This window comes from Paraglaciecola algarum (genome assembly GCF_021532655.1).
In the GTDB taxonomy this organism is placed as follows: Bacteria; Pseudomonadota; Gammaproteobacteria; order Enterobacterales; family Alteromonadaceae; genus Paraglaciecola; species Paraglaciecola algarum.
The window spans coordinates 223,292-243,811 of the sequence record NZ_JAKGAS010000003.1 but is presented as its reverse complement, the minus strand read 5'-3'; the positions used below and the strand labels follow the sequence as shown (position 1 = coordinate 243,811).

The window sequence follows — 20,520 nt, the reverse complement described above, 5'->3', positions numbered from 1 at the left end:
TATTGAATAGCAAGCTATTTAACAAAATTGTGACATGTTTTTCATGGATAAATAGTACAAAAAATATTGTTAATATTTGTTATGGATTGTTAATTTATATCATTAACAAGCTAAACATACTTAGCCAATGAAATTATTTTTATTATATATCAATGCATTAGGTTTTATCCTGGCTGGTTTACAGCACTTTTTCTGGTTATATTTTTATTTGTTGTATTATATTATTTAATAGAGTGTTCCGCTCAACTGAAACTGATATGGAGAGTGTTTGACTAAATACCGCATCAGTTTAATGCTATTTTACCTTACTCACTTGCCTTTCTGAGCAGTCCCATAGTGAGATGGAATAGTGTAATATGCTCATTTAGTTAGGCGTTTAAACCCTATAGGTCCCCTTGTATCTATGTTCGAGCTTTTTGATTATTCCCTGTCGTATCAAACTCTAAGTTTTGTATTTTTAGTGGCATTTTTTGTGGGCATGGCCAAAACCGGAGTACATGGTATTTCAATGTTAGCTGTGCCTGTTTTAGCCGTTATTTTTGGTGGTAAAGCATCAGCTGGATTAATGCTACCCATGTTAATTATGGCTGACTTGTGTGCAGTAAAGTACTACCACAGACATGCAAATTGGAACTATTTAATTAAACTTTTTCCGTCTGCTGCAGTAGGTGTGCTGTTAGGTACTTGGTTGGGAAATTTAGTGGATGATCATGTTTTTAGAATGATCATGAGTGTGATCATTTTTGTGAGCCTGCTTGTGATGATAGTGATGGAAAAAGCCGATAAAAAAGCGATCCCAGATTTTTTGTGGTTTGCCGTACTGATGGGCTTGTTAGGCGGAGTTAGTACTATGATTGGCAATCTTGCTGGGCCAATTATGGGATTATACTTGTTGAGTATGCGCCTACCTAAAAATGAATACATTGGCACCGCTGCTTGGTTTTTCTTGATCATTAACTTATTTAAAGTGCCATTCCATATTTATAGCTGGGAAAGTATCGATCAAAACTCCTTTTTGCTAAATTTACTCAGTTTGCCGTTTATCGCAGTGGGGGCTGTGTGTGGTATTTATATTGTTAAACGTATTCCAGATAAACAATATCGTTGGTTTGTAATTGGCATGACTGCTGTTGCTGCAGTATTAATGAATATTTAACTTAAGTCGATAATATTTAAATGATTTATCAGGATTGATATTAAGCACTTGAATTTTGATTACCAGAGTCTATTCTGGTATGAAATATACACCTACTATTATTAAGGTTTTTGTAATGTCACGAGCCCCTCAAACCCTAGTTAACGAAGAAGTAAAATTCTCTTCTGATGAAGAACTGGTTTCAGTAACTGATACAAAAGGTGTAATCAAATATGCTAATGATGCTTTTTGTCGTGTGGCCGGTTTTAGTTTAGAAGAGCTGGAAGGGCAAAATCATAGTATTGTAAGGCATCCAGATATGCCAAAGGCTGCATTTGCTGATATGTGGACTAAGTTGAAAGCCAAACAAGCATGGCGTGGAGCAGTCAAAAACCGCTGTAAGGACGGTAGATATTATTGGGTTGATGCTTTTGTTACTCCTTTATATGAAAATGGTGAATTATTGGGGTACCAATCTGTTCGGACGATATTAAGTTCTGAATATAGAGCAAGAGCTGAGAAGTTGTATGCTCAAGCTAACGAAGGTGATATCAAAACCTCAATATATAGTAACCAAAAGAGTAAAAATATTTTATTTATTGCTCTAGGTTTGGGGTTGTCTGTTGCTTCCTTAAGTTTTTCTTGGTTATCGTTTTTAATTGTATTGTTACCCTTCCTTATTTTTAAAGATGAATTGGTGTCATTGCGTCAGTATATTGGACAAGAACAAAAAAAATACGACAGTCTTTCACGTACGGTTTTTTCTGGAAGTGGACAGAAAAGTATTGTGGACTTTATGAAAAAAATGCAAGAAGGACGGATTAAAACTATTATTGGTCGAGTAATAGATAGTACAGCAGCATTACAAGTTGGCAGTGAGCTATTAAAAAAGGTTTCTCAACAAGCTAAATCCGGTGTTGAGCAGGAGGCAGATGAATTAAATCAAGTTTCTGTCGCAGTAGAGCAAATGGTAGCTACAAATTCAGAGGTTGCTAATAATACAGCTGTCGCCTCTTCAAAAGTATCTGCAGTTCATCAAGATTGTAAACAAGCGACTGATTCAATGACTCTTACAATGTCCAAAGTGTCTGCTTTAGCGCATGATGTTTCTACGTCGGCCAATACAGCCAGTAATTTGGCATCCGAAGCTGAAAAAATTGATGGTATTATGCAAGAAATTCAAGGTATTGCTGACCAAACTAACTTATTGGCCCTAAATGCAGCGATTGAAGCTGCTCGTGCTGGGGAACATGGCCGAGGTTTTTCTGTGGTGGCAGATGAAGTACGTGCTTTATCTAGTCGAACCCATGCTGCTACTGAGCAAATTCAGTCTTCAGTGGGAGAAATTCAATCCACTTTAACCACTTGGTCAAAGACTCTTTTGGATGGAAAAGCGGCTGCAGACGAGTGCGTAATTGATACCGAAAGTACTAGAGATATAGTGAACCAAGTGTATGAAGTGGTTTCTGAAATTTCTGATCTTACTACTCAAATATCTGTCGCCTCAGAGCAACAAAGCGCTGTGTCTCAAGAAATTAGTCGAAATATTGTTAATGTAAAAGAGGTTTCTGATAATAATTTACGTCAAGCCGAAATTGTTGAAGAAGAGTCCTTAAAAATTGAGGAAAGAGCCAAATTATTAACTAGTTTAGGTTCAACTTTTGGTTAACCTAAGCCTGTAGCCATAGAGGGTAAGCCGATTCAACTTTTATCGGCAATCCCCTTAATTTGTAAAATTTTGAGTTTTTCACTCCAAGATAAATCTCGATTTAGCAAGTGGCCATATTCAGCATATTCGTTGTAGTTTAATGTTTGGTGTTGCCACTGCTGTATCTGCTGATCATACAGTTTCCGCATGTTTTTTAGAGTCTGACTGTGGGTACTGTGATTTGCTATGTTAGTTAATTCAAATGGATCATTTTGTAGATCATATAACTCTTCTGTAGGTGTTAGGCCAAGAGCTTCATCTTGGTAATACCAGTAAATATATTTATATCTTCCATCTAATAAGGCTAGATTACGTGTGGGCTCTGGGCCCCACACTTGAATATGTGGCAAACTTGTACGAACCTGTTTTTTATTATCCTGCAATATAGGTAATAAACTCACTCCATCCCAAGTTTTTGGTTTTTCTACATTAGCAAGATCTAAGATAGTTGCACTGATATCTACCCCACCTGTGAGAGATTGGGTGATACGCATTTTACCGCTGTGTTTAATTCGTGGATCATAAATAATTAAAGGTACCCGGGCACCTTCTTCATATGGTAATACTTTACTACCTAACCCATGAGAGCCATTAAAATAACCATTGTCTGAGGCAAAAATAATGACGGTGTTGTCAGCAATATTTTGCTTTTCTAATTCATCTAAAACCAAACCTATGGATTGATCTATGCCATGAATAAGCTGGTGATACTTTCTTAAAGCTTGCTGGTAGGTTTGCTCATTGGCATAGCCCCATTCTTCGAATCTAGGATATTGGCGGCCAAATTTCACATGTTGTGAAAAGTGTTCTCCAGCCTTTCGGCCATAGTTGGGTAACTTTCTAAAAACGGTATCTTTGTATACATGATTAAACTTGGGGTCGGGTAAAACAGGCCTATGTGGGGCTTTATAAAATACACTCATGGAAAAAGGTTTCTCTGCTTTGACCGACTCTTGAATGAAGTCAATACTGGCTGCGCCATAGGCCAAACTTGAATGCGGATATTGTTTGGCATATCTACTAATGGTCGGATTCAAAGCCGTTTTATAATGGGTCTGCCCTGGGCCACCTGCCCAAAAACAAAATCGTCTTGAGCAAGTTTCCCTTCTTCATCGTTCAATGGATGAATCGACATATCTGCTACTGGAAAGCCAAACTTTCCAGCAAAGCCTACTTGATAACCTGCTTGTTTGAGCAGTATAGGGTATGACGCTTGCCAAATAGATTTAGCCATGGGGCCATGTTGAAAATTAGTACCATGTTTGTACTCGTACATGCCGGTCATAACACTGGCTCGACTGGCCATACAAATTGAAGTGGTGTTGTAATGACGACTAAAGACAAGGCCTTGGTTGGCTAGTTTATCTATATTGGGGGTGATGGCGTCTGGATTTCCAAAAGCACGAATGGTGTCATATGCCTGATCGTCAGTAAAAAAGAATATTATGTTTGGCTGTGGGCCGGCAGTTAATTTTGTTGAATTAGCTGAACTTTGCTCAAGAGGAAAATTATGACAACTACTTAAGATCAAAGTCGCGATTATTAAATTTAATTGCCACCATTTAAATAGATTTTTCACTTATTCACCTATTAGAAACCGACTTTATGTAATAGGATAACTTTGTTTAAATATTAAATGTATAGTTTAAATGTAAATTATGTGTAAGTTGGCTAGACTGATTGCCAGTTATACACCAAGTTGGTCTATGAGTGTTTCAGTAAGCGACCAGTCAATTCACTTTCTAATATAAAAAATTAATTATGATCATGAAATTCTGTAAAGTTAGCCTGTTATCCGCCTTTATATTAAGCGCCTGTGGTCAAATAGAACAACCAACTCAACCTGACTCCCCAGCAAACTCCGCTTTAGCAACTAAACCTAATGTGGTGATTTTTTATGTAGATGACTTGGGGTACGGAGATTTAGGTGTTTATGGGGCTAAGGGAGTAGAAACACCTAATGTAGACGCCTTAGCCGAGAATGGTATTCGTTTTACTGACGCACATACCTCAGCCTCAACTTGCACGCCGTCTCGTTATTCTTTATTGGCCGGTGAGCATGCTTTTCGTAAAAACGCGCGGATTTTAAAAGGTGATGCGCCACTATTAATTGGCATCGACCAACCAACTTTACCTCGTATGCTTAAAAAAGCAGGATATAAAACGGCCGTGGTCGGTAAATGGCATTTAGGTTTAGGTAATGGCAATGTGGATTGGAATCAAGCTATTAAACCAGGACCTTTGGAAATTGGGTTTGATTATAGCTTTTTATTACCTGCCACGGGCGACAGAGTGCCAACCGTATATATGCAGAATCATCACGTACTGAATTTATCCAAAGATGATCCTATCAGCGTCAATTATAAAAATAAAATCGGAAATCGGCCTACTGGTAATGAAAATCCAGAGTTAGTGCGCCAATTACCATCAGACGATGGCCATAGCAAAACGATTATTAATGGGATTAGTCGCATGGGCTGGATGGCTGGCGGAAAGAGTGCTGAATGGGTAGATGAAAATTTTTATCAAGTCTTTACTAATAAAGCGAATAACTTTATTGCTAATAACTCTGACAAGCCATTTTTCTTGTTTTTCTCTTTCCACGATATTCATGTACCTCGCTTACCCAATAAAAAATTCCAAGGTAAAAGTGATATGGGGTTAAGAGGGGATGCAATAGTACAAATGGATTGGATCACAGGCCAAGTGGTTAATCAGCTTAAATCTAAAGGTGTGCTAGATAACACTCTTATTATCTTTACCAGCGACAATGGTGCGGTTTTATCTGATGGATATGAAGACCGGGCTATTGAGTTAGTCGGTGAACACCAAGCAAACGGCATATATCGTGGTGGTAAATACAGTGCCTATGAAGCAGGTACTCGAGTGCCCACTATTGTACATTTTCCAAATCAAGTTAAACCGGGCGTGAGTGATGCGCTAATGAGTCAAATTGATATTTATGCTTCTTTAGCTAATTACTTAGATATTGATTTAGCTGATAACGAAGCCATTGACAGCGAAATTCACACTCAAGCTTGGTTAAATGCTGATAAAGGGGGGCGACAAGAACTAGCTGAAGAATCTGCAACTTTAAGTTTACGAGACGGACAATGGAAATACATACGTCCTATGATAAACGGTGAGAAACGAGCACAATACACTTGGCAGCGTAAACAATTAGAAACTGGCACATCAAGTAAACCTCAATTGTTTAACCTAGCAAAGGATCCGAGTGAACAAACTAATCTGGCCTCTATATATGCAGATAGAGTGGCAATAATGGAAGCTAAGTTACAGCAACTGGAAGCAAAAACAACACGTTAACTAGTGAATTTATGAACTGGACAAAGAGTTATTTGTTATGTCCAGTTTGGAATGTATATAGACACTATCCAGTTATTATTTAGTTAACACAGCTGCCATGCCTGAGTTAAAGGCTTGCATCCATTTTGTACTGAATTGGCCTTTAGCTATGCGGTTTATTTCAATCACTGCTTTTTTCTTAGGGCGTTGTAGATGCCCTTCATGGGCTCTAGCGTGAGTGATGGCATCAAAGGTGTCTAAAATAGCCAGAAGTTTAGCGCCATCACATATGTCATCCTCTTTGAGGCCAAGTGGATATCCAGAACCATCTATACGTTCGTGATGTTGCATGACAATTTTGCGAGCTTCGTTCCATTGGTTTAAATTTTCTAATAAACGAGCACTTTTATATACGTGCGAACGCATTAAATTAAATTCATTGTCGGCTAATTTTTCTTTTTTATGCAATATATCTACTGGCATAAATGCCATTCCAAAGTCATGCATATAACATGCAACGGCTAACTGCACTTCGTTGACTGGAGAGCCTGCAATTTTATTAATGTAACCAGCAAGTTTAGCAATGCGATCACCACGGCCTTCCCAGTACATGGAACGTTTTTCAATGGGTTTCATTAACTCGCGAAAGAATACTAAATCTATACGTTCTTGGTCTGTAGTGGATTTTGGAATGCCTGTGGTGGCAATACTTGCTGGGGCTTCTACAGGTTTGTCTTCTGTTGTTTGTTCATCATCTAGACCTATATCTAAGCTAGGATCTAATAACTGCGCTGCCTCCCCTAATAGGCGTTCATGTTTATCTGGATTGTCTGGGGTGATACGTTTTATTTGCTCAACTAGTTTAGCAAATAGCTCTGCGTCATATTCAGCTTGTCCATTTTGAATACAGCCTTGTACAAATACTTTGACTCTATCCATGATTAGTAAAACTAGATCACTCATATTACTGGTGTATTTAATTTGGCCTTTACGCAAGTAATCTAGAAGGTCTTCTGAATATTGTAATAGTGGAATGAGTGGTGAAAAATTAACTAAACCTAAGTCGCCTTTAATAGTATGAATAGAGCGGAATAGAGATCGTTGTAATTCGTTATCTTCAGGTTTGAGTTCTAACTCAATTAATACTTGTTCACTGGCTTCATAAAGTTCGTTAATTTCTTCCAACAAGTCGGTGAGAATGTCTTCATCTAGATCTTCATGTTTAAATATTTGCATATAATTGAGTGTCTTTTAGAAAAGGTTATTGGTTTAGTATCGGCTAAAATATTTATTTATTCATTGATTTTAAGATAAATATTTCGCTAAACAGTGAGTCTTAGTTTTTTAGATCATAGAAAAACACGTATACTCTGCCGCTTGAGTCATTGATAGGATATTTTGTGATTGCTTTAATTAGAATAGTCACGATATTTGTATATTTTTTATTGATAAATATTGTTTTATTAAGCTTGTGTATTTTGCGCCCTTTCCATCGCAATAATGTGTATATGGCGGCAAGATTGTATTCTACTATGTCGTATTTTTTAGGGCTTAAAATTGACCTTAGATTGCCACAAAGTGTTAAATCAGGTGAGCCTTATGTATTTATAGCTAATCATCAAAATAGTTTTGATTTAATTACTGTAGGTGCTGCGGTCGTAAAGGGCACAGTGTCAGTTGGTAAGAAAAGCTTAGTGTGGATCCCAATTTTTGGTTGGCTTTATTGGTTGTCGGGTAATATTCTGATTGATCGTAAAAATAAAGGAAGCTCTAGCGATACTCTTAAAAAAACTGCACATAAAATGTTAAAACGTTCACTATCAGTGTGGTTTTTTCCTGAAGGAACAAGAAGTTATGGTCGCGGTTTATTACCGTTTAAATCAGGTGCTTTTCGAATCGCAAAAGCAACCAAAGCAAAGTTAGTGGTAGTCGCCGTGAGCGAATTAAACAATAAAATTAAGCTTAACCGTTGGTCAAACGGCACACTTATCATTGATGTGAGCGAACCAGAAAGTTTACATTCAGATTTGTCTACACAAGAAAATATACAACATTTCCATGCTAAAATGAAAAACAAGATAAACCAGTTAAATCAAGAATTAACTGATCGAGCTAATTAAGGTAAAGATATGAGCACAAAAATTAATCCAGAGTTGGTTGAATGGTATGAATTTAATCAAGAAACTATCGATGCCTTAAAAGAAGATGGTAGTGATGTGTCGCAAGCACATATTATTGAATATCATTTTGCTAGTACTGATTTTGAAGCCCTAGAAAAAGCTGCGGTTGACGCATTTAAAGCAGGTTTTGAAGTAGGCGATGCTGAAGAGTTAGAGTTAGACGATGGTGGCGAAGTCTGGTGTTTTGATGCAGTAGTAGAGCGCATGTTAGAGCCACTGTTGATCAATCAAGATACAGATAAATTGTTTGCCGTTGCTGAAAAACACAAAGTACATTACGACGGCTGGGGCACTTATTTTATTGAGCAAGAATAGTCTCGTCATTTGTTCCTCCAGTTAGTCTAAACTGGAGGTTCTTTCTACCATCTAAAATTTGTTACGTCACAAAAAAGACTTAAATCTGTATTAAAACCATCATCCAAGTGTCAATAAAGTTACACGTCAGTTTCATCTAACCAGTGCACATTATCGCCCCATTACTAAAACCTAATGGGACAACACAAATGAACTGTAAAACTAAACTAGCTTTGGCCATATCTATTGCCTTGAGCGCTGCTGTTAACTTCGTAAATGCTGAAGAAGCTGAAGCACAAATGGAAGCCATCACTGTGGTGGGTAAAAGCGTTTCTTACGCCAATAACATGACGTCTGATGAAATGGTCAAGCAGCAAAGCAACCTGACTAGTGTATTGGCCGTTATTGATAACTTGCCTGGTGTGTTAATTAACGAAGGTGATACCTTTGGCTCTGACGATTGGTCTACTACTGTATCAATTCGTGGTTTTCAACTGAGTTTAGATCAACAACAAATTGGTATCACAGTTGATGGCATTGCTAATGGTAATTCTAACTATGGTGGTGGTGCTAAAGCGAATCGTTATATTGATACTGAAAACTTAGGCGCGGTTGAAGTCTCTCAAGGTACAGGTGATATTGCATCACGTTCAAATGAAGCCTTAGGTGGTACATTAAACTTTACCACTATTGCCCCAAACGACACTGAACAAACCACGCTAAGTTGGTCGCAGGGCAATTTTGATGCACAAAAATTCTTCGTTAGATACGATACCGGCGAAATAGCTAAAGATACTTACGCTTGGGTCAGTGTATCAAATAGCCAAAATAGTGATTGGATAACGGGCACAGCGGAAAATACTCGTGATCATTTAGCCGCTAAAGTGGTTAGCTTAGTAGGCGATGTTGAAGTCACGGCTTATGCTTCTTGGGATGATACTCACGAAGATAACTATCAGCGTGTAAGTTTGGCTGGATTTGAACAAAATCCTGACTCAGATGGTTTATTAGGTGAGTGGGTAGGCATTCCTTATGTTGACCAAGTTTATCGTCAAGCTTGGTCAACCTTACGTGAAAACTTATTTGGTTATGTGTCAGCCGAGTACAAAGGTGACAACTTAGAGCTAAATGCCAATCTTTATTATCACAATAACGAAGGCCGTGGTGACTGGGTTCCGCAATATGTTGTTGATGTAAAAGCCGATGGCACTAACGCTCCGCACTCAGAATTAACCACTGGTTCAACTGTATATGGCGGTGCAGCCATTGGACAATTATATTTTGTAGATAAAGCGGGTATGGCGGTTGAACCAATAGCTGGTTGTGAAAGCTCGATTACTTTCCCATATGGTGGTGCAGATGCCCATTTCGACCCAGCTTGTTACGCGGCTGGCGCTGTGCCAGTTGGCTCTTATCGTCATACTCATTATGAAAAAGAGCGTGTTGGCTTTAACGCTGATTTTGCCTACTTTACCCAATTCAATGACATGGACAACACCCTTAGAGGTGGCATTTGGTATGAAGATTATAATCGCGAAGAATCTCGTGATTGGCATAAAATTTTAGACTCTCGCACCAGTGCTGAATTTGACCAGACACCATATTGGGTTCAATACGAACGTACTTTCCCAGTTGAAACCACTATGTTGTATTTAGAAAATGAATTAGACATGGGATTTGCTAACCTGCGTCTTGGCGCTAAAAAGTTCTTAGTAGATTTAGAGCGCGTGGATAACTTTGATGCAAATAATGCGGCCAAAGTTTCTTCAGATTCTGACCTGTTAATTACCGCTGGTGTGGTTGTGCCTATGCCGGTAGACGGATTAGAGTTGTTTGCTGGTTATGCTGAAAATTTTGCCGCAATCAAAGACACGGTATTAGAGCGTGATGCTTCAACCCTAGATTTAGTTACGCCTGAGTCAGCAGAAAACGTCGACTTAGGTTTGCGTTTTGTATCGCAAAGTGTCAACGCTAGTCTAACTTACTACAGTATTACTTTCGAAGACCGCTTAACCTTTATAGCACCTGACTCGCCAGATGGTATTGATTACCTAATCGGCACTAACGGTAGTTATGTCAACGTAGGTGGTATTGAGTCGACCGGTGTTGAAGCCTCTTTAACAATTAGCTTAACTGATACTATTTCAGTTTATGGTGCCTTTACCCATAATGATTCTGAATATACTGAAGGCTCAATTGGTTTCCCTGCTGGAAATACAGTGTTTGGTTCAGTAGAGAATATGACGGTTGTATCGCTTGATTGGCAAAAAGACACACGTTTCGCAGGTTTGTCTACTAAATGGGTAGGTGAACGTTTTATCGATTCAGCTAATACCCAAATTGCTGATGCTTATTTTGTGACTGATTTATATGCAGGTGTAGCGGTGGATTCACCGGTAAAAGGTATTCAAGGTTTAGAAGTACGTCTTACAGTAAATAACATGTTTGACGAAAGTTACTTAGGTGGTATTGCAGGTCAATCCGCTTGGATTGGCGCACCTCGCACTGCAGCAATCAATGTAACGGCTAAATTCTAATTGAATTAAGTTTATCTTATCTGAGGCGGGCAAAAGCTCGCCTTTTTTATATCTACCTTTAAAAGAAAAAGAAGAGAACCATGAAATATTTATTCATAATGTTTGTCACCTTGGCCAGTACAAAAATTTTTGCTGCAGATAACCTAGTGATAGTCAGTATTGACGGCTTACGGTGGCAAGAAGTGTTTCGTGGATACCAAGATGATGTGTTGAATTTAGCAGACTTTAAAAAACAAAAAGAACAGCTAACAGTAGAATTTGGCGGTGAAACTAAACAAATAAAACGATCAAAACTCATGCCTTTTTTGTGGGATAGCATAGCCAAAAACGGCATTCTATTGGGTAATCGCGATCTTAATTCAAACATGTCTTTAACTAACGACATGTGGTTTTCGTACCCAGGTTACAACGAACTATTAACGGGTAAAGCTGATCCAAATATTGATTCAAATAAGGCTATTCCCAACCCTAATGTGACCATTTTAGAATGGCTTAACCAACAACCAAGTTATCAAGGTAAAGTGGCAGCCTTTGGCAGTTGGGATGTGTTCCCCGCCATTATTAACCGTGGAAGAAGTGGTTTACCGATTAATGCAGGTTTTGAATCTGCCAATTGGCCTAACTTGTCTGAAAAAGCAAAATGGTTAAATCAGTTACAAAAACAGATACCTAGTCCTTGGCATAACGTTAGACTAGACGCTTTTACTTCTGGCTTTGCCTTTGAATACATAGATGCACATTTGCCAAAAGTAATTTATTTAGCCTTAGGTGAAACCGACGATTACGCCCATCAAGGAAATTATCCAGAGTATTTAAAAGGCGCTAGAAGAAGCGACCAAATTATTGAAAATTTATGGCAACAGTTACAACAAATTCCTCAGTATAAAAATAATACCAACCTAGTTATTACTGTCGATCATGGCCGTGGTGAAAATGCTGAAACTTGGCAGCATCATGCTAGCCCTAAAGCCGTAAAAGGTTACCTTAACGGCTTAAATAAATATCCTGAAGGCATAGTGGGAGCCGAGCAAGTTTGGTTTGCCGCAATAGGACCTAATATCAAAAACAAGGGGGAGGTGTCTGGTGGCGAAAACCATCAGCTTAACCAAGTAGCCGCCACTGCTTTGCAGTTGTTGGATTTTGAATATCCGTCATATGCAAAAGACATGGGTAAACCTTTATCCGTAATTAAAAGGTAAGTCGCCCAATGTTAAGAATATTTACTTTATTATTGTGCAGTTTATTTTTATTCACTTCTTCAGCCGCTATTTCAAAAGGTAATCAGCCATTTAAGATTTTGTTTGGCTCTTGTTTACATCAAGACAAAGAGCAGCCAATTTGGCACGCAATGAACGCTGAACAAGCAGATTTGTTGGTGTTGCTAGGTGATAACGTATACGGCGATACCGAAGATATGGCCGAGTTACAGGCCAAGTATAGCAAACAGTGGCAAAAACCTGGTATGCAAACCATGTTAGTCAACACTCCCATGATAGGCATTTGGGATGATCATGACTTTGGCGAAAACGATGCGGGTCTTGAATATCCGCCAAAAGAAAAGTCACGGCAAATCATGCTCGATTTTTTTAAAGAGCCTTCAAATAGCTTGAGGCGTACCCGACCTGACGGCATATACACTAGCTATATTTTTGGCCAAGCACCTATGCGTATACAAGTGATTTTGCCTGATCTACGCTGGAATAGAACTAAGCTAAAATCAGTGGACAAACAAACTTATCTAACCAGTAAAGCACCAAAAAATCTAGGCCCTTACGAGCCGCAGCAAGATAAGTTAGCCTCTATGTTAGGCGAGTCCCAATGGCAATGGCTTGAAAAACAGCTACAGCAGCCAGCCGATATTCGAATTATGGCCTCAAGTTTACAGCTTTTACCTGAATTTACTGGATGGGAATCTTGGGCTAATTTTCCGCGAGAAAGGCAGCGATTTTTAGATTTATTAGATGAGTACAAAATAGATAATTTAGTGATTGTCAGCGGGGATACTCATTGGAGTGAACTTAGTAAGTTCAAGCGTAAAAGCAATCAAACTTTATGGGAAATGACCGCATCTGGCTTAACCGAAGAATGGAAACAAGTCAGCCCAAATAAACACAGAGTGGGTGAAAGTTATAGTCAAGCAAACTATGGGGTTGTTGAAGTTTTGGTTAAAGAGAACACCACAATCATGATGAGTATTAAAGATGTAAATGGCCAAATGATAATGAATACTAAAATTGAACTTTAATAGCTCTTTTACTCAGAGTTAAAGGCTCGTTTGCTTTTTATTTAAAGTACTTTAACTGATTAGAGTGCGCTGCCCTGTCCTCTACTCTGTATGTGGTTAATTTTTCATAACCAGCTAAAGGTATTTGTCAGAAATTTTTACACATTAATCAAAGTAAAATAATAAAAGTTATAAAAATTAAATAGTTATAATTTTGGTGCGATTAATGCTAGTTACAGCATGCTACAAAAAATAAGAATTTAATTATAAAGGAAATATATTAATGAAATTACTTAAACCAATTATTGCAGCTGTAGCTTTGTCTACTTCTGCAGCGAGTAACGGCGCAATTATGACATTTCAAGGTTCTAGTGTCTTAAATAACGGCGTCACTATGACATTAGCCGAAGCACGAGCAGCTTGGGAAGCAAGTTTATTCTCTTTTACTGTTGACACGATTGACGGTGCGACTGGTACTGGAGCCACAGGAATTAATACCGCAGCTGGTAATACCTATACTAATACAGGTAATGGCAGTTCAATTAGTATTAGTGGTTCGAACTCTCTTGGCTCTGCTCCAGCTATTGGGGGAAATCGTAGTGGTGCGTCATTGATTAGCTTTGACGTTGACTTTGCATCACCAGTTAATGCTGTCGGTTTTGATGTTTATGATAATGACGGTGGCGGTATGGAGCTAACCTTAACTGATGCTGATACTGGAGTTGAAACTTTATTTAGTTTTAGTTCTTCTACTGGCTCTACTCATTCAGAGTTTTTTGGTGTGGTGTTTGATCCAAATGTATTTGTATCTGCTTTGAGAGTTGGTGGAACAGATCCTGGTGGCATTACAACATGGGATAACTTTACGTTTGGTATTGGTCAAGAAGCCGTTGATGTATGTGTTCAGGATCCAACCTTACCGCAATGTGTATCCATCCCTAATCCACCAAATCCAGGTGCAAACCCAGTGCCAGAGCCAGCTTCATTAGCTGTATTAGGTCTTGGATTAGCTGGTTTGGCATTCCGCCGTAAAATTAAAAAATAAGATATTCTCTTGTGTGGTGCGTATGCCTTACATACGCACCAATTTCTGTTATTCATGCCCTTAAGTCACGTTTATCCCTTCTATTTACCTTAGATACAAGTACGTTATTCTAAATTGTATAGTTGCCAAGCAACATTAATGCTAATTTACATTGCTACTGGGCACACATTAAAACAATTATCTGGGGGGCCACTAAAACAGGCTAAAACATAGGGGGTACTTTTGGTAATGTAATAACCGTAAACGGCTCTTATTCGCTACCAGTGCCATCTCTAATAGTTGGTGGTGTGGTAGCTGCTGGGCTTGATGAGCTACCTCCTCCACAACCAGATAAAACAACACTAAAACCGTTAACCTTAAAAAATATATTATCTAACTTAACCCTACATTCCGTATTCACAGTATTAGCTAATTTTTTAGTTACGACTGTCAGATTTAACTAAATCTCTGTAAGTATTGAGTAAGTGTTGAAAGATTCGAATAGATATAAAATTTATACACCAATGGTCAATAGCTCCTAGGCAAGGGTAAATCAGAAGTTATACAATGATTAGTAGAATTGAACTTAGCAAACAGCGATAAGCACAGACCATGAAATTTACTAAATACCATGCCTTGGGCAACGACTATATTGTGATTGATCCAACAGACCTAGGTCGGGAATTAACTGAAAACGAAATTAAAATCATTTGTGATAGGCATTATGGCATTGGTTCTGATGGTATATTGTTTGGCCCAGAGGCCAGCGCAACTAGTGATTTTAAATTACGAATATTTAATCCAGACGGGGGGGAAGCTGAAAAAAGTGGCAATGGCTTACGGATTTTTGCTCGTTATCTGTGGGATGGCAAGCTGGTCAACGATAAGACCTTTAGTATCGAAACTAAAGGCGGACAAGTTCAGGCGAAAGTTGATGAAAAAGGTAGAAGTGTCACAGTTGATATGGGGAAAGTGCGTTATACCCATGGGAATGATCATGAGGTAGCTATCCAGAAGGAATCTATCCAACTCGATGATGCGACATTTGAAGGTTATCGGGCTAGTGTAGGCAATCCCCATTTTGTGATCCCTGTGGATCATTTAAATACCGACCAAACCTACGCTTATGGTCCTATGATTGAACATGAAGCCAGGTTTGAAAATCGTACCAATGTGCAATTTTTGAAGGTGATTGACAAAAATACCATTCAAATTGAAATTTGGGAGCGAGGCGCAGGTTATACCTTGGCCTCGGGCAGTAGTAGCACAGCCGCCGCTGCGGTAGCTTATGGCTTGGGTTTATGTGAGCCAAAAATCAAAGTTAATATGCCAGGTGGCGTGATAAACATTCGTATCGACCAAAATATGCTAGCTACCATGCAAGGTGCAGTGTGTAAAATTGGTGAGGGAAGTATTGCTGCTGAAGCCTTTTTATAGGCTCTCTTACTAAGTTTTCTGATAGGCCTTGTTATCGTTTATAAAAAATACTGAGCTATAAAAAAGCCGCAAATTAATGCGGCTATTTTTTAGATTCATTATTTACTGTAATTGGTATAACAGCTTCTAGTGCTTGGCTGCGTAATCTTCGTTTTGTTGCCAAACTCTTAACAAGTTACCATTTAAAATTTTGATAATATCTTGGTCGCTGTAGCCGCGATTTAATAGGCCTTGAATGAGGTTTGGATAAGTAGAGACATCTTTCAAATCAGTAGGTAATGAGTCACCTACACCGTCATAGTCAGAGCCAATACCCACGTGATCTATGCCAATTAATTCAACTACATGATCAATGTGATCTAACACACTGTTTAAGGTGGCATAAGGTAAAGGGTTCTTTTCACTAAACGCAGCGCTAAAGTTTTTAGCCTGTGCACTGTCTTTGCCAAATTTTTCTTCAATTAATTTTTGCTCGGCACTGCGCTTTTTGCTCCACGCATTAGCTCGTTTAGTCACAAAAGTTGAACCAAAGTTAATTTGAATAACCCCACCATTCTTACCTAGGGCTTTGATCATGTCATTGTCCATATTACGTTCAAACCCAGGGGTAAATTCACGTAATGAAGAGTGTGAAGCAATAACAGGCGTTTTACTGATCTCAATCGCCTGATAGAAGGCAGCATCAGACACATGAGAAATATCCACCATCACGCCTAATTTGTTCATTTCCACAATGAGTTCCTTACCAAACGGACTAAGGCCTTTCCACTGACGACGCAGGTCGTAAGATGAGTCTGAAATATGATTACTTTGAGAATGAGCTAAGGTGATGTAACGAATTCCTCTGTCATAAAAGTGATGTAAGTTAGCTAAATCTTCCTGAATAGGCGAGCCATTTTCCATACCTAAAGGTAATGAAATCAAACCTTTACTAAATTGTTGTTTGACGTCAGCAACACTTTTGGCAATGGCAAATTTATCTGGGGCTCTACCCACTAAAGCTTCCATGTAATCGATAAGTTTATCTGCTAGTTTTGTTGAATTAGCTGAATTGTCTAAACTGGCTGGAATATAAATAGACATAAAGGGCGCATTTAAGCCGCCTTGCTTTGCTCTAGGGTAATCAAAATCTCCACCCTCTGTGGCTTTAGTGACATCTTGCCATTTTTGGTTTAAGCGATAAGGTACATCTATGTGGGTATCTACAATAATATTGTCCTGCGCCAATTTGTGTGCTTTATCTGATACTTCTATGCCATGTGTTTGGCTCGTTGTTAATACACTAATTAAACACACACTGGCCATAGAAAGTGTTTTAGTTAACTTTGTATTAAAAGGCATAGTTTTCCCCGCTAGTTTAATAGTTAAGTCAATCAGCAAACCTTTATAGGAATGTCTGTTCGATATGAAATTTATGGCTTTTAACCTTAGGTGTATAAATACTGTTCACAGCTGTAAAACAATACACCCAAGACCATAACCCCTGTCCAGTTTATAGATTGACGTTGAAAAGTAAATGCATACAAATTCAATGAAAATCGTACGTTAAACACTCACGCCCTAACTTTTTTTTAACATTTTGAATATGATGTATTGAATATTAACGCTTAGTCCCCAGATTACTTTCACAACGCAATTATTTCGATTAAATTAGTTAGTCGAAATTGACACATGACTTGATATCGAGTTAAAAAATAATATAGAGAATATTTCAATGACAATGAGTTACGTTCCACTAGACAAAGAAAAACATAAAGCCACTCGAGTTAAGCTAAGCAATGAATTTGCTCATGCTAAACAAGCTCATATTGCAGCGGCTTCAATTCTTGAATATGCCCAAATAGCTAGTTGTATGCCAATTGTATTTATTACTGATCCAGCAAGTAATAATACTCATACAGTTGCCATGTTAGGCATAGAGCAAGGCGTGAACTTGTTCATGAAAGACAACAAATGGGCTGGTCATGTTGTGCCATTAAACGTACAACGTTACCCATTTGATGTACGTCCAGACGGCGAAAAATTAGGTGTTTTCATCGACGAAAACAGTGATTTAGTTGGCGGTGAAGAAGGTGAGATGTTATTCACTGAAACTGGCGAGCCAAGCCCGTTCTTAGAAAATCGTCAGCAGTTGTTGTCTGATTTAGCTAACAGCGAAATGGCTACGCAAAACTTCGTTAAGAAAATTGTTGAGTTAGATCTATTGGATCCAATTGTAATCCAAGCTAAATATGTGAATGGTCAACAACGTAACGTGAATGGCATGAAAACCATAAACGAAACGCGTTTAAAAGCATTAAGTGATGAAGCTATTCTTGAGTTGCATAAAGCAGGATACTTAGGTGCTATTTATGCAATTCTTATGTCTCTAGGTCAATTAAATCGTATTGTGCAATTGACATCAGATTCTGAAAATCCAGTACAAGGTTTAAGGCTTCAAGTTGAAAAGCCTGAAGAAGAAGCTGCCAAAGCTGAATAATCTATAGTTAGCTTACTAGCTATTTAATTAACTAAAAGAAACCCGCCTTAATTTTTTATGGCGGGTTTTTTATTGATTTACTTATAGTGCTGTCACCCAGCATTTCACACTTGATTCACATTCCTTGATTTATACTCGCGCTAAATCTCTAGAGTGGTATAAACCCTTAAATGTCACTATGATTTTGATCAATATCTCGTTACGTAAGGAAGGATGAGTGCAATCGTTAAGTATTTTAATTGTGGAAGATAATCGGGACATAGCAGAAAACCTAGTGACTTATCTAGAGCAATGTGGACATGAGGTGGATTCTATCCATTCTGGCCAACGTGCCTATCAATTGTTAACCCATAATCATTATGACTTGTTGTGTTTAGATGTGATGTTACCGGGTATGGATGGTTTTACTTTGGCTCGTAAGATCCGGCAAACCCTCAACTTATCCGTGCCTATTCTATTTTTAACTGCAAGAGATACTTTAGAAGATAAAGTGGAAGGTTTTAGTTTTGGTGGTGATGATTACTTAACTAAACCTTTTGATTTACAGGAGGTCGAATTGCGGATCTCTGCGTTAGCTAGGCGTGCCTATGGTAATATAACTAATAAGTTGGTGGTAGGTGAATGGCGTGTAGACTCATCCAGAATGCAGATTTTTTATCAAGACGAGGCATTAAAAGTCACCCAGACAGGGTTTAAAATATTTAAATTGTTGGCGCAAAATTATCCGGATTTAGTCAACCGACAGGAAATTGAACGTGCGTTGTGGGGAGATCTTCCTCCAGCCAGTGATGCCTTGCGTAGCCATATGTTTGCTCTTAGAAAGTCAATTAAAGAAGTGGTTAGTGGGGAGTGGATAGAAACCGTGCATGGATTAGGTTTTAGGTTGGTAGTTGAATAATGACTAGGGCTAGTACATCTTCTATGAGGCGCATTTTTACTCGTTTATTATTGGCTTTTTTTACTTTACAGTTGATTGTCGGTTTAATTTTTGTAGTGAAAAGCTTTTTGGCTGGGCAAGAGGTGTTGCACTCAGCTTTGTTAACTCAACTGGCTAATGATTTTATATGGGCTTACCAAAAGAATCCTAATTACACACATGCCAACACCCCATCTTTTAGTGTGTATTTAGCGTCACAGCCGTTGCCTAAAAATGTGTCTGCGAGTGTAGAAAAACTGCCATTAGGCTTACATATTATCGATCAAGGCCAAATCTCTGAGTTGGAACAGGAATTACAAGTATTGATTGTGGCAGTAAACGAGCAGCGAATAATATTTGTATCACAGGTGTCTGAGCCTGATGATGTTTTATTATTGTTAGATAAAACCTTAGGTTTTTTGCTGAGTTATTTGTTTATCATCGCTTTGTTGGGCTTAGTGTCTATATGGTTGTTACGCCGACATTTATTGCATCCACTACAACGTTTAATAAACAACGTGGATAGCTGGGACTTCGATGGACAACCAAGTCATTTTTCTGAGCAGTTTGAAAGGAGCGATTTACGTGTTTTGGCGTGTTCGTTAGATGAGTTGAGTGATCGCTTAGCTAAATATGTAAAACGCGAGAGAAAAGTGACCCGCAATATTAGCCATGAGTTACGCACGCCTATTACTGTTATTCGTAGTACTTTAGATATGATGGTACTACGAAATAATCAGCTCACAAATGAACAAGATGCGATAGACTTTTCCCATCATATCGCCAAATTAAAACGTGCATGTAGTGAGTTAGAGTCCATTATTCACGCTATTTTATGGTTGGGAAGAGAAAAGTGGCCGACAGAGGAGGCGATTCAAGCCGATCTAGAAATACAAAGAGTAATAGAGGATCTTGCTGGCCATCCTAGTTTACAAGGTAATGAGATAGCCTGCGACATACAGCCGCACATAAAATTATATTGTCCAGACATATTGTTTCGGATCTTGCTAAGTAACCTAATTCGTAATGCTTTGGAGCATGGCCAAGAAAAAAGTTTAGTTTTACAGTTAACTACAAAGCAGCTGTCAATTAGCAATACTCAAAATAAAAACATACAAGCATTAAAAAGCAAACACTTTGGTTTAGGGCTAGATATAGTCAAACAAATATGCAAACGCGTGGGCTGGCGGTTTGAGTTTTGTGTTCAAGATGAAGACGTGCAGGTGACTATTCGGTTTTAGGGCCTAGTTTATTACTTTTTTAATTTATCACAGTCGTTA

18 protein-coding genes are annotated in these 20,520 nt (G+C 38.4%); 13 read left to right on the top strand and 5 right to left on the bottom strand.

Annotation, left to right across the window (positions count from 1 at the left end):
• Positions 1 to 403 precede the first annotated feature (403 nt).
• Both L0668_RS07225 and L0668_RS07220 read left to right on the top strand, forming a co-directional pair.
• The gene (locus L0668_RS07225) at positions 404 to 1,156 is read left to right on the top strand and encodes a sulfite exporter TauE/SafE family protein (RefSeq protein ID WP_235311421.1); all 753 of its coding nucleotides are present in this window, start codon (positions 404 to 406) and stop codon (positions 1,154 to 1,156) included.
• A 115-nt stretch (positions 1,157 to 1,271) separates the two neighbouring features.
• Complete coding sequence (locus tag L0668_RS07220; RefSeq protein WP_235311420.1) at positions 1,272 to 2,804, top strand: methyl-accepting chemotaxis protein; 1,533 nt, start codon at positions 1,272 to 1,274, stop codon at positions 2,802 to 2,804.
• A 32-nt stretch (positions 2,805 to 2,836) separates the two neighbouring features.
• On the opposite strand, the gene L0668_RS20700 is transcribed toward L0668_RS07220, so the two are convergent.
• Entirely contained in the window at positions 2,837 to 3,880 is a 1,044-nt protein-coding gene (locus L0668_RS20700; RefSeq protein WP_268820235.1) for a sulfatase-like hydrolase/transferase, read from the bottom strand.
• Positions 3,877 to 4,422 (bottom strand): sulfatase-like hydrolase/transferase, encoded by a 546-nt coding sequence (locus L0668_RS20695; RefSeq protein ID WP_349815632.1) that lies wholly within the window; start codon positions 4,420 to 4,422, stop codon positions 3,877 to 3,879. The genes L0668_RS20700 and L0668_RS20695 overlap by 4 nt, the downstream gene beginning before the upstream one ends.
• 188 nt (positions 4,423 to 4,610) lie before the next feature.
• Between L0668_RS20695 and L0668_RS07205 the strand changes: the two genes are divergently transcribed.
• A complete protein-coding gene (locus L0668_RS07205; protein ID WP_235311419.1) occupies positions 4,611 to 6,170 on the top strand; it encodes a sulfatase family protein in 1,560 nt (519 codons plus the stop codon).
• Between the two features lie 75 nt (positions 6,171 to 6,245).
• Here the strand turns inward: L0668_RS07205 and L0668_RS07200 are convergent, their stop codons facing one another.
• Entirely contained in the window at positions 6,246 to 7,385 is a 1,140-nt protein-coding gene (locus L0668_RS07200; protein WP_235311418.1) for an HD domain-containing phosphohydrolase, read from the bottom strand.
• A gap of 164 nt (positions 7,386 to 7,549) precedes the next feature.
• Between L0668_RS07200 and L0668_RS07195 the strand changes: the two genes are divergently transcribed.
• From L0668_RS07195 to L0668_RS07170, 6 genes are all read left to right on the top strand, one after another.
• Entirely contained in the window at positions 7,550 to 8,269 is a 720-nt protein-coding gene (locus L0668_RS07195; protein WP_235311417.1) for a 1-acylglycerol-3-phosphate O-acyltransferase, read from the top strand.
• Between the two features lie 9 nt (positions 8,270 to 8,278).
• A complete protein-coding gene (gene rraB, locus L0668_RS07190) occupies positions 8,279 to 8,644 on the top strand; it encodes a ribonuclease E inhibitor RraB (RefSeq protein ID WP_235311416.1) in 366 nt (121 codons plus the stop codon).
• Between the two features lie 188 nt (positions 8,645 to 8,832).
• Complete coding sequence (locus tag L0668_RS07185) at positions 8,833 to 11,160, top strand: TonB-dependent receptor (protein ID WP_235311415.1); 2,328 nt, start codon at positions 8,833 to 8,835, stop codon at positions 11,158 to 11,160.
• A gap of 80 nt (positions 11,161 to 11,240) precedes the next feature.
• A complete protein-coding gene (locus L0668_RS07180) occupies positions 11,241 to 12,359 on the top strand; it encodes an alkaline phosphatase family protein (protein WP_235311414.1) in 1,119 nt (372 codons plus the stop codon).
• 8 nt (positions 12,360 to 12,367) lie between these two features.
• Entirely contained in the window at positions 12,368 to 13,405 is a 1,038-nt protein-coding gene (locus L0668_RS07175; RefSeq protein WP_235311413.1) for an alkaline phosphatase D family protein, read from the top strand.
• 262 nt (positions 13,406 to 13,667) lie between these two features.
• On the top strand, positions 13,668 to 14,429 hold the full coding sequence (locus tag L0668_RS07170) for a PEP-CTERM sorting domain-containing protein (RefSeq protein ID WP_235311412.1): 762 nt from the start codon (positions 13,668 to 13,670) through the stop codon (positions 14,427 to 14,429).
• Positions 14,430 to 14,679: 250 nt separating this feature from the next.
• On the opposite strand, the gene L0668_RS07165 is transcribed toward L0668_RS07170, so the two are convergent.
• The gene (locus L0668_RS07165) at positions 14,680 to 14,829 is read right to left on the bottom strand and encodes a hypothetical protein (RefSeq protein ID WP_235311411.1); all 150 of its coding nucleotides are present in this window, start codon (positions 14,827 to 14,829) and stop codon (positions 14,680 to 14,682) included.
• A 191-nt stretch (positions 14,830 to 15,020) separates the two neighbouring features.
• Here L0668_RS07165 and dapF point away from each other — a divergent pair, with 191 nt between their 5' ends.
• Positions 15,021 to 15,845, top strand: a complete 825-nt coding sequence (dapF, locus tag L0668_RS07160; RefSeq protein WP_235311410.1) for a diaminopimelate epimerase — start codon at positions 15,021 to 15,023, stop codon at positions 15,843 to 15,845.
• A gap of 126 nt (positions 15,846 to 15,971) precedes the next feature.
• Here the strand turns inward: dapF and L0668_RS07155 are convergent, their stop codons facing one another.
• On the bottom strand, positions 15,972 to 17,150 hold the full coding sequence (locus L0668_RS07155; RefSeq protein WP_235311698.1) for a dipeptidase: 1,179 nt from the start codon (positions 17,148 to 17,150) through the stop codon (positions 15,972 to 15,974).
• A gap of 409 nt (positions 17,151 to 17,559) precedes the next feature.
• Here L0668_RS07155 and L0668_RS07150 point away from each other — a divergent pair, with 409 nt between their 5' ends.
• From L0668_RS07150 to L0668_RS07140, 3 genes are all read left to right on the top strand, one after another.
• Positions 17,560 to 18,324 carry a SapC family protein gene (locus L0668_RS07150; RefSeq protein ID WP_235311409.1) on the top strand — a complete coding sequence of 255 codons (765 nt, stop codon included), beginning with the start codon at positions 17,560 to 17,562 and terminating at the stop codon, positions 18,322 to 18,324.
• Between the two features lie 217 nt (positions 18,325 to 18,541).
• Positions 18,542 to 19,222, top strand: coding sequence for a response regulator transcription factor (locus L0668_RS20880; protein WP_235311408.1), 681 nt, complete (start codon positions 18,542 to 18,544; stop codon positions 19,220 to 19,222).
• Entirely contained in the window at positions 19,222 to 20,481 is a 1,260-nt protein-coding gene (locus L0668_RS07140) for a sensor histidine kinase (protein ID WP_235311407.1), read from the top strand. The genes L0668_RS20880 and L0668_RS07140 overlap by 1 nt, the downstream gene beginning before the upstream one ends.
• The last annotated feature ends 39 nt before the right edge of the window (positions 20,482 to 20,520 follow it).